This window comes from Staphylococcus parequorum, assembly GCF_039237145.1.
GTDB classification, from domain to species: domain Bacteria; phylum Bacillota; class Bacilli; order Staphylococcales; family Staphylococcaceae; genus Staphylococcus; species Staphylococcus equorum_A.
Genome location: NZ_CP150682.1, coordinates 2,098,148 through 2,123,725, shown reverse-complemented (window position 1 = coordinate 2,123,725; position 25,578 = coordinate 2,098,148). Strand labels below are relative to the sequence as shown.

General features: G+C 34.0%; 23 protein-coding genes. 22 read left to right on the top strand and 1 reads right to left on the bottom strand.

The genetic code is table 11. The annotated features are described in order from the left end of the window. Positions 1-6 precede the first annotated feature (6 nt). From AAA453_RS10310 to AAA453_RS10220, 19 genes are all read left to right on the top strand, one after another. The gene (locus tag AAA453_RS10310; protein ID WP_426428849.1) at positions 7-297 is read left to right on the top strand and encodes a YggT family protein; all 291 of its coding nucleotides are present in this window, start codon (positions 7-9) and stop codon (positions 295-297) included. A 106-nt stretch (positions 298-403) separates the two neighbouring features. Continuing rightward, entirely contained in the window at positions 404-1,183 is a 780-nt protein-coding gene (locus AAA453_RS10305; protein WP_069832905.1) for an RNA-binding protein, read from the top strand. 157 nt (positions 1,184-1,340) lie between these two features. Next, the gene (locus tag AAA453_RS10300; RefSeq protein ID WP_427704832.1) at positions 1,341-1,958 is read left to right on the top strand and encodes a DivIVA domain-containing protein; all 618 of its coding nucleotides are present in this window, start codon (positions 1,341-1,343) and stop codon (positions 1,956-1,958) included. A gap of 256 nt (positions 1,959-2,214) precedes the next feature. Next, a complete protein-coding gene (gene ileS / locus AAA453_RS10295; protein WP_427704829.1) occupies positions 2,215-4,965 on the top strand; it encodes an isoleucine--tRNA ligase in 2,751 nt (916 codons plus the stop codon). 191 nt (positions 4,966-5,156) lie between these two features. Continuing rightward, the gene (locus AAA453_RS10290; protein WP_427704827.1) at positions 5,157-5,951 is read left to right on the top strand and encodes a VOC family protein; all 795 of its coding nucleotides are present in this window, start codon (positions 5,157-5,159) and stop codon (positions 5,949-5,951) included. A gap of 4 nt (positions 5,952-5,955) precedes the next feature. Further along, a complete protein-coding gene (locus AAA453_RS10285; protein WP_427704824.1) occupies positions 5,956-6,429 on the top strand; it encodes a CHAP domain-containing protein in 474 nt (157 codons plus the stop codon). 558 nt (positions 6,430-6,987) lie between these two features. Then, positions 6,988-7,464: a signal peptidase II gene (lspA, locus tag AAA453_RS10280; protein WP_002507923.1), complete on the top strand. Its 477-nt coding sequence runs from the start codon at positions 6,988-6,990 to the stop codon at positions 7,462-7,464. A gap of 12 nt (positions 7,465-7,476) precedes the next feature. Further along, complete coding sequence (locus AAA453_RS10275) at positions 7,477-8,397, top strand: RluA family pseudouridine synthase (RefSeq protein ID WP_426428843.1); 921 nt, start codon at positions 7,477-7,479, stop codon at positions 8,395-8,397. A 525-nt stretch (positions 8,398-8,922) separates the two neighbouring features. Next, complete coding sequence (pyrR, locus tag AAA453_RS10270; RefSeq protein WP_002507921.1) at positions 8,923-9,450, top strand: bifunctional pyr operon transcriptional regulator/uracil phosphoribosyltransferase PyrR; 528 nt, start codon at positions 8,923-8,925, stop codon at positions 9,448-9,450. A gap of 277 nt (positions 9,451-9,727) precedes the next feature. Further along, entirely contained in the window at positions 9,728-11,035 is a 1,308-nt protein-coding gene (locus AAA453_RS10265) for a uracil-xanthine permease family protein (protein ID WP_427704822.1), read from the top strand. Positions 11,036-11,064: 29 nt separating this feature from the next. Then, positions 11,065-11,985 (top strand): aspartate carbamoyltransferase catalytic subunit, encoded by a 921-nt coding sequence (locus tag AAA453_RS10260; protein ID WP_427704819.1) that lies wholly within the window; start codon positions 11,065-11,067, stop codon positions 11,983-11,985. Then, positions 11,963-13,237, top strand: a complete 1,275-nt coding sequence (locus AAA453_RS10255) for a dihydroorotase (RefSeq protein WP_427704817.1) — start codon at positions 11,963-11,965, stop codon at positions 13,235-13,237. Before AAA453_RS10260 ends, AAA453_RS10255 begins: the two co-directional genes overlap by 23 nt. Continuing rightward, positions 13,237-14,337, top strand: a complete 1,101-nt coding sequence (locus tag AAA453_RS10250) for a carbamoyl phosphate synthase small subunit (protein WP_021338704.1) — start codon at positions 13,237-13,239, stop codon at positions 14,335-14,337. The genes AAA453_RS10255 and AAA453_RS10250 overlap by 1 nt, the downstream gene beginning before the upstream one ends. Beyond that, positions 14,330-17,503, top strand: a complete 3,174-nt coding sequence (carB, locus tag AAA453_RS10245) for a carbamoyl-phosphate synthase large subunit (protein ID WP_427704814.1) — start codon at positions 14,330-14,332, stop codon at positions 17,501-17,503. The genes AAA453_RS10250 and carB overlap by 8 nt, the downstream gene beginning before the upstream one ends. 108 nt (positions 17,504-17,611) lie before the next feature. Further along, positions 17,612-18,313, top strand: coding sequence for an orotidine-5'-phosphate decarboxylase (gene pyrF / locus AAA453_RS10240; protein WP_427704811.1), 702 nt, complete (start codon positions 17,612-17,614; stop codon positions 18,311-18,313). Continuing rightward, entirely contained in the window at positions 18,306-18,917 is a 612-nt protein-coding gene (gene pyrE, locus AAA453_RS10235) for an orotate phosphoribosyltransferase (RefSeq protein ID WP_427704809.1), read from the top strand. Before pyrF ends, pyrE begins: the two co-directional genes overlap by 8 nt. A gap of 22 nt (positions 18,918-18,939) precedes the next feature. Further along, positions 18,940-19,125, top strand: a complete 186-nt coding sequence (locus AAA453_RS10230; protein ID WP_427704806.1) for a hypothetical protein — start codon at positions 18,940-18,942, stop codon at positions 19,123-19,125. Positions 19,126-19,807: 682 nt separating this feature from the next. Beyond that, on the top strand, positions 19,808-20,662 hold the full coding sequence (locus AAA453_RS10225) for a YitT family protein (protein WP_427704804.1): 855 nt from the start codon (positions 19,808-19,810) through the stop codon (positions 20,660-20,662). Positions 20,663-20,790: 128 nt separating this feature from the next. After that, positions 20,791-21,192 carry a VOC family protein gene (locus AAA453_RS10220; protein WP_002507911.1) on the top strand — a complete coding sequence of 134 codons (402 nt, stop codon included), beginning with the start codon at positions 20,791-20,793 and terminating at the stop codon, positions 21,190-21,192. Positions 21,193-21,310: 118 nt separating this feature from the next. Here AAA453_RS10220 and AAA453_RS10215 read toward each other — a convergent pair whose 3' ends face one another. Then, a complete protein-coding gene (locus tag AAA453_RS10215; protein WP_427704801.1) occupies positions 21,311-23,008 on the bottom strand; it encodes an Rqc2 family fibronectin-binding protein in 1,698 nt (565 codons plus the stop codon). A 159-nt stretch (positions 23,009-23,167) separates the two neighbouring features. On the opposite strand from AAA453_RS10215, the gene gmk reads away from it, so the two are divergent. From gmk to coaBC, 3 genes are all read left to right on the top strand, one after another. Next, positions 23,168-23,791 carry a guanylate kinase gene (gmk, locus tag AAA453_RS10210; RefSeq protein WP_069816237.1) on the top strand — a complete coding sequence of 208 codons (624 nt, stop codon included), beginning with the start codon at positions 23,168-23,170 and terminating at the stop codon, positions 23,789-23,791. Continuing rightward, complete coding sequence (gene rpoZ, locus AAA453_RS10205) at positions 23,791-24,006, top strand: DNA-directed RNA polymerase subunit omega (RefSeq protein WP_002507908.1); 216 nt, start codon at positions 23,791-23,793, stop codon at positions 24,004-24,006. Before gmk ends, rpoZ begins: the two co-directional genes overlap by 1 nt. 362 nt (positions 24,007-24,368) lie before the next feature. Beyond that, positions 24,369-25,577: a bifunctional phosphopantothenoylcysteine decarboxylase/phosphopantothenate--cysteine ligase CoaBC gene (coaBC, locus tag AAA453_RS10200; protein ID WP_427704798.1), complete on the top strand. Its 1,209-nt coding sequence runs from the start codon at positions 24,369-24,371 to the stop codon at positions 25,575-25,577. The last annotated feature ends 1 nt before the right edge of the window (position 25,578 follow it).

The window sequence follows — 25,578 nt, the reverse complement described above, 5'->3', positions numbered from 1 at the left end:
TAATAAATGGATATAGGTTTATTAGGAAGTATATTTAGTTTTATTTTATTCTTGGTTCAAATTTATTATTACGGAATGATTGTTTATTTCTTTATGTCATGGATACCTAATGCACGAGAAAATAAATTCGGTCAATTTTTGGCTAAAATTTATGAACCATTTTTAGAACAGTTCCGTAAAATTATTCCTCCAATTGGTATGATTGATATATCATCAATTGTTGCAATAATTGTACTTTACTTATTCCGATTAGGTTTAGCGAGTATTTTTAATCTAATTTTGAGTAATTTAGCTTAAATAAATTTACGTTGAATAGAATTTAAGTTTACTTATAACTAATGTATAAAATAAATGAGAAGCACCTAACGTTGTATGACGCGAGGTGCTTTCTCTTGTATGTGGAGTGATTAGCATCGATATTTATCAGCATTTTAGAAAAGAAGAACATGAATTAATAGATCAACTTATAGATAAGTGTAATCGTGCGAATGAGCAGTATGCGCCTATACTAACACCATTTCTAGATCCACGTGGACAATATATTATGAGTGTCATAGTCGGTAGCTATGGTGATTTAGAAGTGACATTCTTTGGTGGGCCTTATGCAGAACGCAAAAGGGCCATTGTTGCGCCTGATTATTTTGTGCCAGAAGAAGAACTGTTTGAAATTGTATTGCTTGAAATAGACTATCCTCAAAAGTTTGTAACGCTACAACATCAACATATATTAGGAACAATTATGTCTTTAGGGATAGAAAGAGAACAATTAGGAGATATTATTGTAGATGACTCAATTCAATTTACTTTGACAAAGCAATTGGAATCTTATATTATGTTAGAGCTAAATAGAATTAAGGGTGCTACAGTTAAACTTAATTCTATTCCTATAAAAGATATGATACAATCAAAAGAGCATTGGCAAACATATGAAACTACTGTGAGTGGTTTACGTTTAGATGTCATCCTAAAAGAAATGATTCGCAAATCACGTACAATTGCTAAACAATTAATTGATAAAAAGCGTGTCAAGGTCAATCATACAATGATTGACGCTACAGATTTTCAACTTGATAGTGGTGACTTATTGTCAATCCAAGGTTATGGTAGAGCAATGATTACTGATATTGGTGGTAAAACTAAAAAAGATAAAGTAAGAATTTCGTATAAAACTTTATTCAAATAATGTTATACTTATCTAACGTATAAACAAATCAAATTAGATTTTAATCAATAAGAATGCATACAAATGATTATAAAAAAATAGAAAATATAGACATAAAGCACTATTTCAGATATTTAAAGCAGTGCTAAAATAGTGTATTATAGAAGGAGGATAACGCATGCCTTTTACACCAAATGAAATAAAAAACAAAGACTTTACACGCGTAAAAACTGGTTTTGAACCAACTGAGGTTGAAAGCTATTTAGAACAACTAAGTAACGAAATTGAACGTTTAAAAGAAGACAAAAAGCAATTAGAGAAAGTCATTGAAGATAAAGATACAAACATCCAGTCTTATAAAGATGTTCATCAATCTGTAAGTGATGCTTTAATTCATGCGAAACAAGCTGGGGAAGAAACAAAATTAGCTGCAACTAAAGATGCTGAAGCAACAGTTTCTAAAGCACAAAGTGAAGCTAATAAAATCGTTAATGATGCAGTTGAAAAAGCACGTCGTCTTTCATTCCAAACTGAAGACATGAAACGCCAATCAAAAATATTTAGATCACGTTTCCGTATGTTAGTTGAGGCTCAACTTGATTTACTAAAAAGCGAAGATTGGGATTATTTATTAAATTATGATCTTGATTCTGAACAAGTAACTCAAGAGAATATTAATCATTTACATGAAAATGATTTGACTGAAGAAGAAAAAGCGAGGAAAGCGAAAGCAGAAGCAGATAGTACTGCAGAAGCAGACGCTCAGGCTACAAATACTGAAACAGATAAAAAATAGTAATTAATATAAATAACAGACGCGTAAGCATCTTTTTGCATATCAAAGCGAGTTAGGGACAGTGAGAGCCTTTCATATGTAAGATGTTTATATCACTGTTACTTTAAAAAAATATATGAACAATGAGAGAACTCTAAGTTGAGTTAATCAGGGTGGTAACGCGGTATTAATCGTCCCTGTTAATTGAACTTAGAGTTCTTTTTATTGTACGAATGAATTGAATTTAGTATGAAAATCGAAACAAGGAGTGTATAAAATGGATTATAAAGAAACGTTATTAATGCCAAAAACAGATTTCCCAATGCGCGGAGGGTTACCAAATAAAGAACCTAAGATCCAAGAAGAATGGGAAGCTCAAAACATTTATCAAAAAGTGTTAGATAAAAATGAAGGGAATCCATCATACATTTTGCATGATGGCCCACCATATGCTAATGGTAATTTGCATATGGGACATGCACTGAATAAAATCTTAAAAGACATGATGATTAGATATAAATCAATGCGTGGGTTTTATGCACCTTACGTCCCAGGTTGGGATACGCACGGTTTACCTATTGAACAAGCACTAACTAAAAAAGGTGTTAAACGTAAAGAATTATCTATTGCTGAATTCAGAAAAAAATGTGAAGCATTTGCTTTAGAACAAATTGAAAATCAGAAAAAAGATTTTAAACGTTTAGGTGTTAAAGGTGATTTTGACAATCCATATATCACGTTAAAACCAGAATATGAAGCAGCGCAAATTCGTTTATTTGGCGAAATGGCAGACAAAGGATTAATTTATAAAGGTAAAAAACCTGTATATTGGTCACCATCAAGTGAATCTTCACTTGCAGAAGCAGAAATAGAATATCAAGATAAACGTTCGGCTTCTATCTACGTAGCATTTGATGTTAAAGATGGTAAGGGCGTTGTAGATTCAGATGCAAAATTCATCATTTGGACAACAACACCATGGACATTACCTTCTAACGTAGCGATTACAGTACATCCTGATTTAACTTATGGTCAATATAATGTGAATGGTAAAAAATACATTATCGGTAAAGACTTAGCGAGTGATGTTGTTGAAGCATTAGGCTGGGATGAAAACACGCTTGAATTAGAAAAAGAATTTAAAGGTAGAGAATTAGAGTATGTGGAAACACAACATCCATTTGTTGACCGTGTTTCATTGGTTATCAATGGCTTACATGTTACTACTGATGCTGGTACAGGTTGTGTTCATACAGCGCCTGGTCATGGTGAAGATGACTATATCGTTGGTCAGAAGTACAAATTACCTGTAATTAGCCCAGTTGATGATAAAGGTGTCTTTACAGAAGAAGCTGGTCAATTTGAAGGTATGTTCTATGACAAAGCTAATAAAGCAATTACGGATGTGTTAAAAGAAAAAGACGCTTTATTAAATTTAGAATTTATCACACATAGTTATCCTCATGATTGGCGTACGAAAAAACCTGTTATCTTCAGAGCAACGCCACAATGGTTTGCTTCTATTGATAAAGTACGTCAAGATATCTTAGATGCAATCGAAGTAACTGATTTTAAAGTAGATTGGGGTAAAACACGTATCTTCAATATGATCCGTGACCGTGGTGAATGGGTTATTTCACGTCAACGTGTATGGGGCGTACCATTACCAGTATTTTATGCTGAAAATGGTGACATCATCATGACAAACGAAACTGTTAATCATGTTGCAGATTTATTTGAAACATTTGGTTCTAATGTTTGGTTTGAACGTGATGCAAAAGATTTATTACCAGAAGGATTTACACACCCAAGTAGTCCAAATGGTGAATTTACTAAAGAAACAGATATTATGGACGTTTGGTTTGATTCTGGTTCTTCTCACAGAGGCGTTTTAGAAGGCCGTCCGGAACTATCTTATCCAGCTGATTTATACATTGAAGGTAGTGACCAATACCGTGGTTGGTTTAACTCATCAATCACAACTTCTGTTGCGACAAGAGGTAAATCACCATATAAAATGCTCTTATCTCACGGTTTTGTTATGGACGGATCAGGTAAAAAAATGAGTAAATCATTAGGTAACGTGATTGTGCCAGATCAAATTGTTAAACAAAAAGGTGCAGATATTGCACGACTTTGGGTAAGTAGTGTTGATTACTTAGCTGACGTTCGTATCTCAGATGAAATCTTAAAACAAACTTCTGATGTGTATCGTAAAATCAGAAATACATTAAGATTTATGTTAGGGAACGTGAGTGATTATAACCCTGCTACCGATGCATTAGCTGAAGCAGATTTATTAGAAGTAGATAAATATCTATTAAATAGACTACGTGAATTTACAGCAAATACTTTAGATCATTATGATAACTATGACTACTTAGACATCTATCAAGAAGTTCAAAACTTTATTAACGTAGAACTAAGTAATTTCTATTTAGATTATGGTAAAGATATTTTATATATTGAAGAACGTGATTCTCATAAACGTCGTAGTATGCAAACAGTGTTATACCAAATTGTAGTGGATATGACGAAACTATTAGCACCAATCTTAGTGCATACTGCTGAAGAAGTGTGGTCTCATATTCCTCATGTTGAAGAAGAAAGTATTCACTTAACTCGTATGCCAGAACGCACTGAAGTTGACCGTGAATTTTTAGATAGATGGAATACATTTATGAATTTACGTGATGACGTTAACCGTGCATTAGAAGCAGCACGTGGTGAAAAAGTAATTGGTAAATCGTTAGAAGCTAAAGTTATAATTGGCAGTAATGAGAACTTTGATGCAACATCATTTTTACAACAATTCTCTGATTTACAGCAGTTATTCATCACTTCTCAAGCAGAAGTAGTGGAATCAGTTGAAAACGGTGTGGCTTATCAATATGGTGATATCCGTATTGAACACGCACATGGTGAAAAATGTCAACGTTGTTGGAATTATAGTGAAGAACTCGGTTCAGTTGGCGAACTTGATGATTTATGTCCGCGTTGTCAAGAAGTTGTAAAGACACTCGTATAAAACATAGTACCATCAATTATTAATAATTGAGTCTGAGACATGTATTTTGTCTCAGGCTCTTTTCATGTTTGAACTACTAAGATAATTATGAAGAAATAAATAAGAATAATAGTATTGAATGAGCTTTTTTAATGTATAAAAATGGATTTCAAGTATACTGAATTTATTAGAGTTTTAGAAAGGTGTTATACATGTTCCATAGTCAAAGCGCACATTTTGTAAATGGCATTACGTTAAATGTTAGAGATAAAGATGAAATGAAACAATTTTATGAAAACATCATAGGTATGAATGTAGTAAATGAATCTTATTCAACAATCCAATATGAGATTGGTAATTTAAATCATTTTATGACTTTTAATCAAGTTATACAGGGCAGAGAACCATTACATTCAGAAGCAGGATTATTTCACTTGGCGATTAGGTTGCCTGCAAAGACAGACCTTGCAGATTTGCTTGTTCAAATAAGTGAAGCGGGTATTCCAGTACATGGTGGAGAGCATGATGTGACAACCTCATTATATTTAGAAGACCCTGAAGGCAATGGATTAGAATTTTATGTTGATAATCCAATTGAAGACTGGTTATTTGAAGATGAAAAAGTAGTGCTTGAAACGCAACCGATTAACGTGCCAAATCTATTAACGTTTACATCAAATGAAAAATGGCAAGGTATTCCAGATGAAAGCGTCATTGGATATTTGAATTTAAAATCAATTGATTTAAGCAAAGTAAAGCAGTACTATAATAATTATTTCGGACTTGAAACATCATCATTAGAAACAGATGGCGCATTTTACTTATCCTCTAATGGTTATCACCAACATTTAGTGGTTAATAATTGGCTATCAAGTATTAAACGAATTGAAAATAATAGAACATATGGTTTAGCAATTATTGATTTTCATTACCCTGAAACTACTCACAAATTATTAACAGGCCCAGATGGTATACAATTTCGATTTAATTATAATAAGGTCGTGTGAATTAATGAAAAAAAGACTTGGTACGATGTTTGCGATAAGTGCTATTATTATTGTTGCTGCCGCATATGAAGGATTAGATAACCAAGATATGACTGAGCCAACAAATCATTTTTGGTCATTAGATCCAATGAAATATAATACGTATACTAAAGGACAATGCACGCACTACGTCTTTGAAAAAGTAAGAGAAGATGGTATGAAAATAGGGAAAAATTGGAACGACGCAAAGTATTGGGCATCGTTTGCACAAAAAAGTGACTATAAAGTAAATCAATCACCTAAGGTAGGGAGCATTTTACAGACTGCTGAAGGTGAGTATGGTCATGTAGCTTATATTGAACAACAAAATGACAATGGTTCATTAGAAGTGAGTGAAATGAATTATAACAAGCCTTTTGAAATATCAAACCGAATTATAACGAAAGACGAAGTTAAAGATTATAAATATATCCATCCTAAGAAAAATGCAAGTGTTTAAAGATAATAGTATTAAAGGCAATACTTGTGCATGCTTTCCGCGGGCACAGCCTCAGCCTGTAGTCTTCGGCACTTGCTTTTCCCGCAGGAGTCAGCACAAGTCATTACCTTGATTTAATAGTAAAATAATAGGAAATATGTTTTCGATAACTTATGTCTATGTTGTTAATAGCAAGATTTATTTAATATATATTTGTATAGTTTTTTATTTTGTAACAGTACTTGTGCATGCTTTCCGCGGGCACAACTTCAACTTGCAGTATTCAACTCATGTTGAAACATATGCTGGGTGTAGGCGCTTCTATATCATGCTGTTATTACATCAACATAAAATATTTCATCTACATTTAAAACTAGGCAACATGGTGAGCCGTTTGATTGTTAAATGTAGATGATTTTTTAATTGGTTTATTGTATATGTGAATAATATTAGCCTTTTAAGTATTAATAATGTAACTTTTTTACCAGATATTCAAACTGTAACTTTTTTTATAAGTTTGATTAGGATATAATGAAAGATGTTGTAAAAGCGACTGAGATTAGAATAGGAGGTACAGACATGAAACGTCCGTACTATATTGGTATTTCTTTATTCATAACAATCGTTATATTAATATTAGATCAAATCACAAAATTTATTGTTGCTAGTTCAATGAAGGTTGGAGAAACATTTGAAGTTATTCCCAACTTTTTAAATATAACTTCTCACAGAAATGATGGTGCCGCTTGGGGTATTATGAGCGGGAAGATGGGCTTTTTCTATATAATTACAGTTATTATACTCGTAGTGCTCATTGTATTTTATATTAAAGAAGCAAAACACAGTTTGTTAATGCAAATCGCTATTAGTTTATTATTTGCAGGTGCTTTAGGTAACTTTATTGATCGCGTGTTGCACGGCGAAGTTGTTGACTTTATTGACACATATATATTTGGTTATAACTTCCCAATATTTAATGTAGCTGACTCTAGTTTGACGATAGGCGTTTTGTTAATTATTATCGCTTTGTTAACAGATATGAAGAACGAAGAATAGGAGAGATTTTGCATGACTATACATGAGTATAAAATAGAAAATAAAGATGACGCTGGCCAGCGTATCGACAAAGTATTACCTGAATTCAATTCAGATTGGTCACGTACACAGATCCAAGATTGGATTAAATTATCACTTGTAAAAGTAAATGATAAGCTAATTAAGCCAAATTATAAGACGAAGTTAAACGACCATATTGTAGTAACTGAAAAAGAAATTGTAGAAGCAGATATCAATCCAGAAAATTTAAATTTAGATATATATTATGAAGACGATGATGTAGCAATCGTCTATAAACCTAAAGGCATTGTGGTGCATCCTTCAGCTGGGCATTCAACAGGGACACTTGTAAATGGTTTAATGTATCAAATGAAAAATTTATCTGGCATTAATGGTGAAGTACGTCCAGGTATTGTACACCGTATTGATAAAGACACATCTGGTCTATTAATGGTAGCCAAAAATGATATTGCACATCGTAGTTTAGTGGATCAATTAGTTAAGAAAACTGTGACACGTAAATACGTAGCACTTGTTCACGGCAATATACCGCATGATTACGGTACAATAGAGGCACCAATTGGTAGAAATAAAAACGATCGTCAATCAATGGCAGTGGTTGATGATGGTAAAGAAGCTGTTACACATTTTAATGTATTAGAGCATTTTAACAATTATACTTTAGTAGAATGTGAATTAGAAACAGGGCGTACACACCAAATACGTGTACATATGAAATATATTGGATTCCCTCTTGTAGGTGATCCAAAATATGGACAGAAGAAAACCCTGAATATTGGTGGACAAGCACTACATGCAGGTATCATTGGTTTTGAACACCCAGTGACACAAGAATATATTGAAAAGTCTACACCACTCCCTGAAGACTTTGAGCAATTATTAGAAGATATTCGTAAAAGTGATACTAAATAATAAGCATGAACTTGAAAGATAAAGTTTTGAAGATTTCAAGTTAATATATAAGCACAAGCTACTAGAATTCTATATTTAGAACCTAGTAGCTTTTTTATGTTTGTTTATAAGCAAGAAAAATCACCGTATGAATGAAATAAACATCTTCTAATGATTAACTTGAATTTTAATTGACCGCTTGCAAGTGAATTGTATTCATGGTAATATAGTGACAGTTTAATAGAACGTCATACGTCTTTAAATGAAAGTCCAGAGAGGCTTCGAAGACATGTAGTTAATATAAGGTACATAAACATATTGTGTGTTTGTGAAAACAAATGAACACTGTTGTAGCTGAAGTTTATCAGCGCAATGGGAAACATAGCGGTTAAATCCCTGTGTAGAGAAAGCATCTAAGTTAAGTGAAGATAAATCTCTTGTTTGTTTATGATACCTTATAACTAAACCTCATGTCTTAATAAAGGCATGAGGTTTTCTTTGTATTAAATGAGATAGATATTTATCAAATTAAGGAAGGTGCCTAAAATGTCAGAACGAGTTATTATGGATGAAGCAGCGATTCAAAGAACGGTGACACGTATTGCACATGAAATTTTAGAGTATAATAAAGGTACTGATAATTTAATATTGCTAGGTATTAAAACGCGCGGTGCATTTTTAGCGCGACGTATTCAACAAAAAATTGAACGCATAGAAGAGAAACTTGTACCAACTGGAACGATTGATATCACTCAATTTAGAGATGATTTAGAACAGACAATAAACGAAGCTGAAGAAAGCGCATATGAAATTGATGTTAATATTACAAATCAAGTCGTAATTATCATTGATGATGTTTTATATACAGGACGAACGGTGAGGGCTTCCTTAGATGCAGTGTTACAATACGCTAGACCTAAGAAAATAGGCTTAGCTACACTAGTTGATCGAGGACATCGAGAATTACCGATACGTGCAGACTTTGTTGGTAAAAACATACCAACAGCAAGGGAAGAAGCTGTGGCAGTTTTTCTTGAAGAAATCGATGATAGAAATGCAGTAGTAATTGAATAGCACCTTTTAATTCAGTACGAGAGACTGGAAAAGGGAAGAGGATTTAAATTTTCAGCTACGATCTAAGCATTAGATACGTAAGCAATTCATTTATAGTTGTCAAATGCACGATGTTGATAACATTCCTCTTCACATATACTTTGTTTTATTGCGAGTTATCTATAGTCAAAATGTCAATGGCTATAAATCAACTTAGCAATAATCAAGATATATACTTTTTAGTCTCTTTACATGAATTTAATGTAAAGAGATTTTTTTATGAGAGGAAGCATAAGACATGGAAAATGAAACAATGTTTGAACGGACAGTTAAGCCAGTATTAGATGTGCAAGATAGACCTAAATTAGGACAATGGGCATTCCTGAGTACACAACATTTATTTGCGATGTTTGGTTCAACTGTACTCGTACCATTTTTAACAGGATTACCTATATCTTCAGCGTTATTAGCTTCTGGTGTAGGGACATTGTTATACATACTAATTACCAAAGCGAAGATACCAGCATACTTAGGGTCGAGCTTTGCATTTATTACACCCATTATTACAGGACTTAATTCACATAGCTTAGGTGACATGTTGATGGCGTTGTTTATGAGCGGTGTAATGTATGTACTTATAGGGTTAGCAATTAGATTAACTGGAACAGCATGGCTGATGCATTTACTGCCGCCGGTTGTTGTAGGACCAGTCATTATGGTTATAGGGTTAAGTTTGGCACCTACGGCAGTGAATATGGCAATGTTTGAGAATTCCTCAGAGATGCAAGGATATAATCTAAGTTATTTAGCAGTAGCAATGACCACATTAATTGTAACAATCATAGTGCAGGGTTATTTCAAAGGCTTCCTATCTTTGATACCAGTATTAATTGGTATTATCACAGGTTACATCCTTTCAGCATTGATGGGACTTGTCAATTTTGCGCCAATAGCGCAAGCAAAATGGTTACAATTTCCGGACGTGTATTTACCATTTAAAGACTATACGCCATCCATTCACATGGGATTAATCATTGTCCTGATTCCTATTGTCTTTGTGACTGTAAGTGAGCACATTGGTCATCAAATGGTTATTAACAAAATTGTAGGGCGTAACTTTTTTAAAGATCCAGGTTTAGATCGTTCGATTATTGGTGATGGTGTTTCTACCATGTTTGCAAGTTTGATTGGTGGCCCCCCAAGCACGACTTATGGTGAAAATATTGGCGTTTTAGCCATTACAAAAATTTATAGTGTTTACGTCATCGGAGGCGCAGCAGTTATTGCTATTATTTTAGGGTTTGTTGGTAAATTTACAGCGCTCGTTTCATCTATACCTACACCTGTAATGGGAGGCGTATCAATATTACTTTTTGGTATTATCGCAGCAAGTGGTCTGAGGATGCTAGTCGAAAGTGAAGTTGATTTTGCAAGTAACCGCAATCTTGTTATTGCATCAGTCATCCTTGTAATTGGTATTGGTAATCTCGTCTTTAACTTAAATGGCATCGGTATCAATATGCAAATAGAAGGCATGGCATTAGCAGCTTTAGCAGGCATTATACTCAATCTTATCTTACCTAAGGAAACACCAGCGAATAAATAAGCATTGATCATTATGAGGAGGCTAAAAAATTGGATAACTTATTGTCGATGGAACATCTAACTACAAATGAAATATATGAATTAGTCAAACGTGCGAGTGCAATAAAAAAAGGTGAACTAGAACCTCGACGTTATGAAGATAAATTTGTAGCAAATTTATTTTTTGAAAACTCAACACGTACGAAAAGTAGTTTCTTAGTAGCAGAACAAAAATTAGGACTGAAATTAATTGATTTTGAAACAAATACATCTTCTGTTCAAAAAGGGGAAACATTATATGACACATGTAAAACTTTAGAACAAGTAGGTGCAGATGTTCTGGTAATAAGACATTCACAAACCACTTATTATGACGAATTAAAATCGCTTAACGTACCAATTATTAACGCAGGAGATGGCAGTGGGCAACACCCGACACAAAGCTTATTAGACATCATGACAATCTACGAAGAATATCAAACTTTTGAAGGCTTAAATATCTTAATTTGTGGTGATATTAAAAACTCTCGTGTCGCTCGAAGTAATTATCAAAGTCTAACAACACTTGGTGCTAATGTAATGTTTTCTAGCCCAGATGCTTGGAAAGATGATTCCTTAGATGCGCCGTATAAAGATATTGATACTGTTATAGATGAGGTAGATATAGTAATGTTATTAAGAGTACAACACGAAAGACATACTGATGAGAACACAACACAATTTGAAGTAAGTAACTATCATAATCAATACGGTTTAACGCAAGAAAGATATAATAGGCTGAAATCACAAGCAATCGTGATGCATCCAGCACCAGTAAATAGAGGTGTGGAGATAGAACATTCACTTGTAGAAGCATCAAAATCACGCATTTTCAAACAAATGGAAAATGGCATGTACTTACGCATGGCGGTTATAGATTATATTTTACAATCGAAAGGGGCAGAAACAAATGAAATTATTAACGAATGCTAAAATCTTAAAAAATGGTGAATTTGAAACGGTGTCTATCTTAGTTGAAGGACAACATATTAAACAAATAGCTACGCAAATTGAGGTAGATACAAATACTGAAGTTATAGATGTTAAAGGACAATTTGTTTCTCCAGGTTTAGTAGATGTACATGTGCACTTACGTGAACCAGGCGGGGAACATAAAGAAACAATAGCAACGGGCACAAAAGCAGCAGCAAGAGGTGGATTTACAACCGTCTGCCCAATGCCAAATACACGTCCGGTACCTGATTCAGAAGAAAATTTAAATCATTTAAATCAATTAATAGAAGATAACGCTGAAGTAAGAGTATTACCTTACGCAGCTATTACAGTGAGACAAGCTGGTAAAGAACATGTCGATTTTGAAACACTTGCTAACAACGGCGCGTTTGCATTTACAGATGATGGTGTTGGTGTTCAACAAGCTAATATGATGTATGAGGCCATGCAAGCGGCAGCAAAAGTGAATAAAGCAGTCGTAGCACATTGTGAAGATAATAGTTTAATTTATGGTGGCGCTATGCATGAAGGGCAACGCAGTGAAGCTTTAGGCATTCCTGGTATTCCAAATATTTGTGAAGCAGTACAAATTGCACGTGATGTGCTATTAGCAGAAGCGGCTGGCGCACATTATCATGTATGTCATGTATCTACGAAAGAGAGTGTCAGAGCAATTCGTGATGCTAAAAAAGCAGGGATACATGTGACAGCAGAAGTTACACCACATCATTTATTATTAACTGAAGATAATGTTCCAGGTGATGATGCGATTTATAAAATGAATCCTCCATTAAGAAGCAAAGAAGATAGAGAAGCACTGATTGAAGGCCTATTAGATGGTACGATAGACTGTATTGCAACAGACCATGCGCCACACGCTACAGAAGAAAAAGCACAGCCTATGACAAAAGCGCCATTTGGTATTGTTGGAAGCGAAACAGCTTTCCCATTATTGTATACGCATTTTGTAAAAAATGGTGATTGGTCGTTACAACAGTTAGTAGATTATTTAACGATTAAACCAGCTCAGACTTTCGAGTTACCTTATGGTACATTAGAAGAAGGCGGATTAGCAGATTTAACAATTATTAACCTAGATGAGGAAAGTGAAATAAAAGCAGAGGATTTTGCATCTAAAGGAAGTAATACGCCATTTATAGGTTATAAAGTATATGGTACGCCAGTATTAACAATGGTTGAAGGTGAAGTTAAATTTAAGGAGGAACAATAATGTTGAAGAAACGCTATCTAGTTTTAGAAGACGGTTCATATTACGAAGGCTATCCCCTTGGTTCTGACCAATTAACAGTAGGAGAAATTGTTTTTAATACTGCAATGACGGGTTATCAAGAAACAATATCGGACCCGTCATACACGGGTCAAATTATTACATTTACATATCCACTTATCGGAAATTATGGTATAAATCGAGATGACTTTGAATCACTTGTACCTACCCTAAATGGTGTAGTTGTTAAAGAAGCAAGTGATCATCCAAGCAATTTCAGAAAACAAAAGACATTACATGACGTATTAGTAGAATATGATATTCCAGGTATTTCAGGTGTTGATACGCGTAGTATTACCAGAAAAATCAGAAATTTCGGCGTGTTAAAAGCAGCTTATACTGATAATAAAGCTGAAATTGAATCATTAGTAGAACAGTTAAAAACGACTGAATTACCTAAAAATGAGGTGACAGAAGTATCAACGAAAACACCTTACGTTTCAACTGGTTATGATTTGAGTGTCGTATTAGTCGATTTTGGTAAAAAACAGAATATCGTTAGAGAATTGAATTTGCGTGGTTGTAATGTAACCGTCGTACCATATGATACTTCAGCTGAGGCAATTATGAGAATGACTCCAGATGGGGTAATGCTTTCTAACGGACCAGGAGACCCTGAAGAAGTAAAAATCGCAGTTGAAATGATTAAAGGTATACTAGGACACGTTCCGTTCTTTGGTATATGTTTAGGACATCAACTTTTCGCCTTATCTCAAGGTGCCACATCATTCAAAATGAAATTTGGTCATAGAGGTGCCAATCATCCTGTAAAAGATCTCAAAACAGGAAAAATTGCAATAACGAGTCAAAACCACGGTTACGCAATCGATAAAGACTCATTAATTGATAGTGACTTAGAAATTACACATATTGCAATCAATGATGGAACGGTAGAAGGTTTAAAACATAAGTCATTACCAGCATTTTCAGTTCAATATCACCCTGAAGCATGTCCAGGACCATCTGATTCAAATTACTTATTTGATGAGTTTATCGATATGATGAATGATTTTAAAGCGAAGGAGCGTATGTCAAATGCCTAAACGTACAGATATAGAAACGATTTTAGTTATTGGATCCGGACCAATTATCATTGGTCAAGCTGCAGAATTTGATTATGCAGGAACACAAGCTTGTCTAGCATTAAAGGAAGAGGGCTACCGTGTAATATTAGTAAACTCTAATCCAGCAACAATTATGACTGACAAAGAAATTGCAGATAAAGTATATATTGAACCATTAACACATGATTTCATAGCTCGCATTATTCGTAAAGAACAGCCGGACGCATTATTACCTACATTAGGTGGACAAACAGGATTGAACATGGCCATTCAACTACATGATAGTGGTGAACTTGAAGCAAACAATGTGCAACTTTTAGGTACTAAATTAGAATCTATCCAACAGGCAGAAGATAGAGAATTATTCAGATCATTAATGAATGAACTCGAGGTACCTGTGCCTGAAAGTGATATTGTAAACACCGTAGAACAAGCGTTTATGTTTAAAGAAAAAGTAGGCTATCCACTCATCGTAAGACCAGCATTTACAATGGGAGGCACTGGCGGTGGTATTTGTCATAATGATGATGAGTTTAAAGAAATTGTAGCGAACGGTCTACATTATAGTCCAGCAACACAATGTTTAATTGAAAAATCAATCGCTGGTTTCAAGGAAATTGAATATGAAGTAATGCGTGACAAAAACGATAACGCAATCGTTGTGTGTAATATGGAAAATATTGATCCAGTTGGTATACATACAGGTGATTCGATTGTTGTGGCGCCGAGCCAAACATTGTCAGACATTGAATATCAGATGCTACGTGACGTGTCATTAAAAGTAATCCGTGCCTTAGGAATAGAAGGCGGCTGTAACGTGCAATTAGCTTTAGATCCACACTCTATGGATTATTATATTATTGAAGTGAATCCACGTGTGTCCCGTTCATCAGCATTAGCTTCTAAAGCAACAGGATATCCAATTGCTAAACTAGCAGCTAAAATTGCAGTTGGTTTAACGTTAGATGAAATGTTAAATCCAATTACAGAAACATCTTACGCGGCATTTGAACCAACTTTAGATTATGTTATCTCGAAAATCCCACGTTTCCCATTTGATAAATTTGAAAAAGGTGAACGTGTTTTAGGAACACAAATGAAAGCAACTGGTGAAGTTATGGCAATTGGTAGAACTTACGAAGAGTCATTACTTAAAGCAATCCGTTCATTAGAATATGGTGTACATCACCTTGGTTTGCCTAACGGAGATTCATATGATTTAGATTATATTAAAGCACGTATCAATGACCAAGATGATGAACGTTTATTCTTTATAGGTGAAGCGATTCGTCGCGGAACAACATTAGAAGAAATTCATGAAATGACACAAATTGATTACTTCTTCTTAAATAAATTCCAACACATCATTAATATTGAGCATGATTTGAAGGCTAATAAAGGTGACATCGAATATCTGAAATTTGCGAAAGATTACGGCTTTAGTGATCGTGTCATTGCACACCGTTTTGATATGACCGAAGAAGAAGTTCATGATTTAAGAATAAAAAATGGTATAACGCCAGTTTATAAAATGGTAGACACTTGTGCTGCAGAGTTTGAATCAGCAACGCCATATTATTACGGTACGTATGAATACGAAAACGAATCTATTGTTACAGATAAAGAAAAAATTCTTGTACTCGGTTCAGGACCAATTCGTATAGGACAAGGTGTAGAATTTGATTATGCAACAGTGCATGCAGTTTGGGCAATCCAACGTGCAGGTTATGAAGCAATTATCATTAATAACAATCCAGAAACTGTATCAACAGATTTTTCAATTTCTGATAAGTTATACTTCGAGCCATTAACAGAAGAAGATGTTATGAATATTATTGATTTAGAGCAACCTAAGGGTGTGGTTGTACAATTTGGTGGTCAAACAGCTATCAACTTAGCAGATAAACTTGCTAAACATGACGTTCAAATTTTAGGAACATCTTTAGAAAATCTAAATCGTGCTGAAGACCGTAAAGAATTTGAAGCATTATTACACACAATCGATGTGCCTCAACCAAAAGGTAAAACAGCAACGTCTCCTAAAGAAGCATTAGAAAATGCAAGGAATATTGGTTATCCAGTTGTTGTAAGACCTTCATATGTATTAGGTGGACGTGCGATGGAAATCGTGAATAGTGATGCAGAACTAGAAGATTACATGAACCAAGCAGTTAAAGCGAGCCCAGATCATCCGGTACTAGTAGATAGTTATTTGACAGGTAAAGAAATTGAAGTGGATGCCATATCTGACGGGGAAACTGTTATAATCCCTGGCATTATGGAGCATATCGAAAGAGCTGGTGTTCACTCAGGTGACTCTATAGCAGTCTATCCACCACAAACATTAACGCAACAAGAAATGGATACGTTAGAAGACTATACGATTAGACTAGCTAAAGGATTAAATATTATAGGATTAATTAATATCCAATTTGTTATCGCTCATGATGGCGTCTTCGTCTTAGAAGTGAACCCACGTTCGAGTCGTACGGTACCATTTTTAAGTAAAATTACGGACATCCAGATGGCTCAGCTAGCAATGCGTGCGATTATGGGTGAAAAAATTGTAGACTTAGGCTATAAAGCAGGGATACAACCATATGCTGAAGGTGTTTTTGTCAAAGCGCCAGTGTTCAGCTTTAATAAGTTAAAAAATGTTGATATTACGCTCGGACCTGAAATGAAATCAACAGGGGAAGTTATGGGTAAAGATACAACAATGGAAAAAGCCCTATTCAAAGGATTAACAGCCAGCGGTATGGAAGTAAAAGATCATGGTACTGTATTGATGACAGTGAGTGATAAAGATAAAGAAGAAGTAGTCAGTATCGCACATCGTTTAAATGAAGTAGGCTATAAAATTTTAGCAACTGAAGGTACTGCGAATAAATTAGCTGAGCATCATATACCAACAGAAATTGTTGGTAAAATTGGCAAAGAAGATGATTTATTAACGCGTATTCAACAAAGTGAAGTACAAATTGTAGTTAATACGATGACGAAAGGTAAGGAATTCGAACGTGATGGTTTCCAAATCAGACGTACATCAGTTGAAAATGGCGTACCTTGTCTCACTTCATTAGACACAGCTGATGCACTAACGTCAGTGATTGAAAGCATGACATTTACAATGAAAAATATGTAATAGTTAAGTTTGATACCACTAAGATAAAATAACAGTGCGAGTGCATAACATTATTTTATCTTAGTTCATATAGTAGAAGATCTTAAAATACGAGGTGTAGAACATATTATGAATAATTTACCAATTATCGCACTAGACTTTGATTCATCAGAAACGGTGGATGCATTCTTAGATCAATTTGATGAGCCACTTTTTGTAAAGGTGGGTATGGAACTTTTTTATCAAACTGGACCACAATTTATAGAATCTATTAAAGCACGTGGGCATGATATTTTTTTAGATTTAAAATTACATGATATACCGAATACTGTGGGTAAGGCAATGGAAGGGTTAAGTAAATTAAACGTTGATTTAGTCAATGTACATGCTGCTGGTGGAACTGAAATGATGACACGCGCATTAGAAGGTTTAAGAAAACACAACCAAAATATTAAAATTATAGCAGTTACACAACTTACTTCAACTACAGAATCTATGTTAAGAAATGAACAAAACATTCAAAGTTCTATAGAAGATGCAGTGCTTAATTATGCGTATCTAGCCAAAACGTCTGGTTTAGACGGTGTCGTATGTTCACCGCTTGAAGCAGCATTACTTACAGGTGAACTCGGTAAAAACTTCTTAAAAGTAACACCTGGTATCAGACCAGCAAATGCGCATTCAAATGATCAAAAAAGGATTACTACACCGGAAGATGCGAAACAATTAGGCTCGACACATATTGTAGTAGGTCGACCAATTACGCAAAGTGATAATCCGGTCGCAAGTTATCATAAAATTAAAGAGAGTTGGTTAAGTAAGAATGGCTAAAGCAATAGCAAAATCACTATTAGATATTAAAGCAGTTTCACTTTCGCCCAACGATCCGTTTACATGGAGTTCAGGTATTAAATCACCTATTTATTGCGATAACCGTGTGACATTAGGTCATCCGTCAGTACGACGTAATATTAGAGATGGTTTAAGTTCGTTAATTAAAAATAATTTTTCGGATGTCGAAATCGTTTCGGGGACTGCAACAGCAGGCATTCCACATGCTGCCTATGTTTCTGAAGCGCTAGATTTACCGATGAATTATGTGCGTTCTAAGAGTAAGAGCCATGGTAAACAAAACCAAATTGAAGGTGCGTTAAGCAAAGGTAAAAAAGTGGTAGTCATTGAAGATTTAATTTCAACAGGTGGATCTTCTATAACTGCTGTAGAGGCATTAAAAGAAGCAGGAGCTGAAGTTCTTGGCGTAGTAGCTATCTTTACGTACGGTCTAAAAAAAGCGGATGAACAATTTAAAGAAGCCCAAATACCTTTCTTTACTTTAAGTAATTATAATGAATTAATTGAGGTAGCTAAAGAAAAGGGAGACATTTCTGACAATGATATTGATACATTAGTTGAATGGCGAGACAACTTGTCTTAAAATGTGAGTTGGAGGGGATATTATGACAGAAAACCCAAAAAAAGCATATAATCACTTTGCACATTTAAACGATTTTTTAAAAAAAGAAGACGATTATAGACATCCAACTCATTCAAACGATAAGAACGAATGGCTATCTAATACATCAGAAGCAAATATATATAAGAAATCCAAGACTACAATTAAACAAAAAGGACATATTAAGTAATTCATAAAATGTAATATGTATAGACGTATTTAAGACCATAATAAAGAGGAAGATCAGAATGAATTTCATTTTGACCTTCCTCTTTATATTAAATCATTTTGATATAGCAAACTTCTTGTTGAACTTCGTTAAATTAAGGTTATTTTTGTAATAACAAAGTTTATCAATATAATTTATAATACTTATTATATGTGCTGACCGTTTTAAAACTAAAATGTGTCATTGTGTAGTAAAGTCATTATTAGCGGATCATAATTTTAATAATAATATAACCTACTAATAAAACTAATGCTGCAATAAGTAATGGAATAATATAAAAAGACATGAAATACCTCCAATTGGATTTATATTTATTCTAACTGTAAATATTAGAAAGTAAAAGAAATAAAGACGATATTGTCATTCAACTAAAAAAGAGATGACAGTTATACATTTTTTGAATGCAATGGGTTAAAAGCGTTACAAGAAATACAAAGTGGTGTGACCACTATTGTTGTGGTACATTTGCATTTATAATACGATGTATAACTTAGAATTACAATAATATATTTTTATGGGGCTGGGACATAAATATATGTCTTAGCCTCTATAGTTATATTAATTTTAGCTGACTGAATTGAAAATACCAATCGTAATCGTTTACCAAAAGGGTTTAATTTTTGAAAATGTAAGGGGTGCTTAAATGAAAATGATGAAACAATTATTCCGTGATCATACTAAAAATATCATTATTTGTTTAATTGGCGCATTTGTCAGTGCAATTGCAGTAAATTGCTTTATTCTAGAATCTAATCTTGGGGATGGAGGCACAGTTGGTATATCTTTAGCGCTTAAATATGCTTTTGGTTGGTCACCAGCTTTAACTTCTTTAATTATTAATACAATTGTTATTATTGTAGGTTGGAAATTTTTAAGTACAAGAACTGCTGTATATACTTTTATTGCAAATACAGCAATTTCTCTATTTTTAGATTTAACTGAAAATTTTAGTACTGGTATAGATAACTTTGTAATCAACGCTGCTTTTGGTGGTGTGTTTGTAGGTGTGGGCATCGGCTTGGTTATTGCAGCAGGTGGTGTCATTGGAGGAACTTCAGTTGTAGCTAAAATGCTGAATAAGTACTTTGATATAAAAACGTCACAAGGCATATTTTTATTAGATGGTTTAGTTGTGCTATCTTTCTTATTTGTATTACCGTTAGAAAATGTGTTGTTTACGATTATTATGATATTCATTACTGAACGTGCAACTGCATTTATAATTGAAGGCTTTAATCCTAAAAAAGCTGTTACAATTATTTCAGATAAAAATGAAAATATTAGTGATAGAATTAACAGTTTTACAGGCAGGGGCTCAACGTTACTTAAAGGCAAGGGTGGTTTCGGTAAAAAAGAAACAAGTATGCTATATGTTGTAGTGCCACAATCTCAAGTCACGCGAGTCAAAAAATTAGTGAATGAAGAAGATGACAAAGCTTTCTTAGTTATACATGATGTACGTGACGTGCTAGGTAGTGGATTTATTAATTTAACATAAGCCAATATTTTGAACGTTTGTAAATAAGAATTTGAAAATATTTTACTACTTATAATAACGTTGTATATTCGATTTTTTACAATTTATCATTTATTCTAGTATTAAGAAGAAATTAAGGAGGTTGGATGATGGCTATACCAAAAATAACTACATTTCTAATGTTCAATGGAGATGCAGAAGAAGCAATTAATTTATATGTTAATACATTTGAAGATGCTGAAATATTGGCATTGGTAAGATATAGTGAGAGTGATAAAGAACCAACTGGTGCTGTACAACACGCTATTTTCAGGTTGAAAGATCAAGTGTTTATGGCAATTGATAATATGAATGGTGTCGATATAGAAATGAATCCAGCCGTATCATTATATGTCACTGTAGACAGTGCGTTAGAAATGGAACGCTTATTCAGTAATCTGAAAAGTGGTGGGGCTATTTTAATGCCTAAAACACAAATGCCACCATTTAGAGAATTTGCTTGGATACAAGATAAATTTGGTGTTAATTTTCAACTAGCATTGCCAGAATAAATTTAAATTAGAGAATGAAAAAAGCTAGGATATAATCGTTTTTGAAAAAACAAACGACTTTATCCTAGCTTTTTTATTATGCGTTTTGATAATCTTAAGCATAATATATAATAACAAATTATTTTACTTTCATTTTTTGAATGTGATCATAATCTGGTGTAGCGAAAAGCGTTTTTTGATTATCATATGTTACAAAACCTGGTTTGGCACCTGAAGGTTTGTGCACATGTCTAATTTCTGTGTAATCTACTGGAATTTGTCCAGAATTACCAGCTTTGGAGAAATAACCAGATAACATGGCCGCTTCTTTAATCGTCTCTTCACTTGGTGCGTCACTAAGTATCACAACATGAGAGCCTGGTATATCTTTCGTGTGGAACCAAAGATGATTTTTTGCTGCTTTTTTATTCGTTAAATAATCATTTTGTTTATTGTTTTTACCGACAAGAATCGTATCACCATCAGTTGAAACATATGCTTGTAATTGAATGGTTTGTTTCTTTTTCTTCTTGTTTTGTTTGCGTTGTTTCATAAAGCCCTGTTCTGCTAGCTCATCACGGATATCATCAATTTCATCAACAGAGATATGTGCGAGCTGTTGTTCAATACTTTCAAAATAAGCAATATTCTCTTGAGTTAATTCAATTTGATGGAGCAACTCGTGTGCTCTTGTTTTCAACTTGTTATATTTTTTATAATAATTCTGCGCATTGACAGCAGGGGCTTTGGTTGGGTTAAGAGGAATTGTAATTTCTTCACCAGTATAATAATTAAGCGTCGTAATTTCTTTATCGCCTTGCTTAATTTGATAAATATTGGCTGTTATTAACTCACCATATAGTTGCTGTAATTCTTTTTCTTTGGTACCTTCTTGCTCATCAATTAATTTACTTAATTTATTTTGATATTTATGAAGTTGTTGCTGTACAAATTTAACTAAATCATTCGCACGTTGTTTGACACGCTCTCTTTCGCCACGTGCATCATAATAGCGATCAAGTAAATCATGCAGTGAATCGTATTCTACAACATCATCATAAAATTGATTTAATTTCATAAAGTAAAAATCTTCTTTACCTGTTTTATGATTTTTATGGAAAACAGGTATGGGCTCGCCCTTAGTTTCTTCAATTACTGTATCAAATGCTTCAGGCAAAGTTTGGGCAGTCATAAATTGTTTTCTGCTAACAATTTCATTAGTAATTAATGGACTAAACCCTTCGATGTGATCTAGTAATTGTCGAGCTATTTTCCCACTATTAAAATCTATATATTTTAAAACAGTTTCTCCAGATATATCATATGGATTAATTTTGTTTTGCGCAGGTGGTGCTTCATATTGAAAACCAGGCATTACAGTACGATACTGATTTGTGTTTGGTGTTAAATGCTTAAAGCCTTCAATAATCTTGCGCTGTTCGTTTACTAATATTAAATTACTGTGTTTACCCATAATTTCTAATATAATTGTACGATGTATTGTATCGCCAATTTCATCTTTACTCTGTACATCTATTTCTACGCGTCTATCATTACCAATTTGTCTTACTGCTTTTATAAAGCCACCTTCAATATGTTTACGGAACACACGTGCAAACATAGGAGGATCAAATGGATTGTCATATTTTTTATTAGTTAAATGCATTCTAGTAAAACTTGGATGGATAGAAAGTAGAAGCTGATGATTTTTACGATTTTGACGCACAACGACAAGAAGTGTGTCGTTTTCTGGTTGATTTATTTTGTGGATTCTACCACCTACAAGAAATTGTAGAGATTCCACCATTTTTTTAGTGAATAAACCATCATATGCCATTACTATCAGCCACCTTATTTTTAGTCATTCAACATATTGTAACATGGCGTAAAGATTAGGTCATGAGCAAAGTTTGTGTTGTGGGACGCTATACAATTGAATGTTTCTTATGGTATCATATGTTAATAATAGAAGATTAGCTTAGAGAGGTAGTAAGTCATGGATAATGAGAAAGGTTTATTGATTGTACTATCTGGACCTTCTGGTGTAGGAAAAGGGACAGTTAGAAAAAAAATATTTGATGATCCAACCACATCTTATAAATATTCTATTTCAATGACCACACGTGGTAAGCGTGAAGGTGAAGTAGATGGCGTTGATTATTTTTTCAAAGCAAAAGCAGAATTTGAAGAATTAATTAAACAAGATGAATTTATAGAATATGCTGAATACGTAGGAAATTACTATGGGACGCCTGTTCAATATGTTAAAGATACGATGGAACAAGGCCATGACGTATTTTTAGAAATTGAAGTAGAAGGTGCGAAACAGGTGCGTAAGAAATTCCCTGATGCATTGTTTGTTTTTCTTGCCCCGCCAAGTTTAGATCATTTACGTGAACGCTTAGTCGGTCGTGGCACGGAGTCTGATGAAAAAATTCAAAGTCGTGTGAATGAAGCACGTAAAGAAGTAGAAATGATGAACTTGTATGACTATGTTGTAGTTAATGATGAAGTAGAGTTAGCTAAACAACGTATTCAATCTATTGTAGAAGCTGAGCATTTGAAGAGAGAACGTATTGAAGCGAAATATAGAAAAATGATATTGGAGGCAAAAAAATAATGTTATACCCACCATTAAACGAATTAACAGCAAAAGTTAATTCAAAATATTTAATTGCAACTACTGCTGCAAAACGTGCTCGTGAAATAGATGAAAATCCAGAATCTGCATTGTTAAGCAAATATGATGCAAAAAAACCTGTAGGTAAAGCGCTAGAAGAAATCGCTGGCGGAGATGTTTATCCTGACGGACTTTACAAAATACCATCTAAGTAATTAAAAGTTAATCTTGAAACATATAAATAACAAATAGCATAGTGCTAATTAAAAGTTTTTCAAACGAGTCTGGGACATAAATACATGTCTCAGACTCGATTGTTAGATTGAACAGTAGTTGTTTGATATCTAATTGTACTTGTTTCAAGCTTTTTTGAGTAAGCCTTGCGGGAGCGGGAATAGAAATCAAATTTTGATTTCTATCCCGCTCCCTTTTTTTATTTAATTTAAAATTTTGTGTATAATGGTGATTAATCATCTATTTAAAGCATTTAATAACAAATTAACCTTAGTGTTATTTATAAACATAAATTTATAGCCTATTAAGAGGTCATATTTAAATTATTTGGAGGAGATTTGCAATGAAACGAATATTACTTGCTGTTACAGGTGGCATTGCTGCGTATAAAGCAATTGATTTAACAAGTAAATTAACGCAAGCAGACTATGACGTTAGAGTTATGCTTACAGATCATGCACAAGAATTTGTGACCCCATTAGCTTTTCAAGCAATTGGTAGAAATCCAGTTTATACAAGTACTTTTTTAGAACAGAATCCGGAAGAAATACAACATGTTGCATTAGGTGATTGGGCGGACGCAATCGTAGTGGCACCAGCGACAGCAAATATCATTGCCAAACTTGCAAATGGCATTGCAGATGATATGGTGACGTCGACATTGCTTGCTACTGAAACAGCTAAATTTATTGCGCCAGCGATGAATGTGCATATGTATGAAAATAAGCGGACACAGCACAATCTCGCTACACTGAGTTCAGATGGTTATTATTTTCTTGAACCCGGTGAGGGCTTTTTAGCATGTGGCTATGTAGCAAAAGGCCGCATGGAAGAACCTTTGCAAATTGTTGAAAGGTTAAACCAGTTTTTCAAAGAGAACGAACAAGCATCTTATTCGATAGACAGTCGATTTGAAGGTATGAACGCATTAATCACTGCTGGACCGACCGTCGAAGAGTTGGACCCAGTACGTTATTTATCTAACCGATCATCAGGAAAAATTGGTTACGCATTGGCAGAATCACTAACTAAGCGTGGAGCGAACGTCACACTCGTATCTGGACCTACACACCTAACACCTCCAGAAAATGTGAATGTTATTCAAATTCAAAGTGCTGAGGAAATGTTTGAAGCGGTAAAAACACGCTTTAATGAACAAGATATCATATTTAAAGCTGCAGCAGTATCAGATTATGCACCTGCTGAAATGTTAGAACACAAACTTAAAAAACAAGACGGTACATTATCTGTGACTTTTAAACGTACGCCAGACATTTTGAAATATCTAGGTGAACACAAAACAAAGCAATTCTTAGTAGGCTTTGCGGCAGAAACACAAAATATTGAAACATATGCTCAGAAAAAACTGCAACATAAAAATGCAGATGTGATTATTGCTAATAACGTAGGCGATCGTTCAATAGGATTTAGTTCGGATGATAATGACTATACGATGTATTTTAAAAATGGAGGTCCTATTAGTTTAGGAAAACACAAAAAAGTCATATTGGCGGAGCATATCTTAGATAGTTTAGAAACAAGGTGGGAATAAA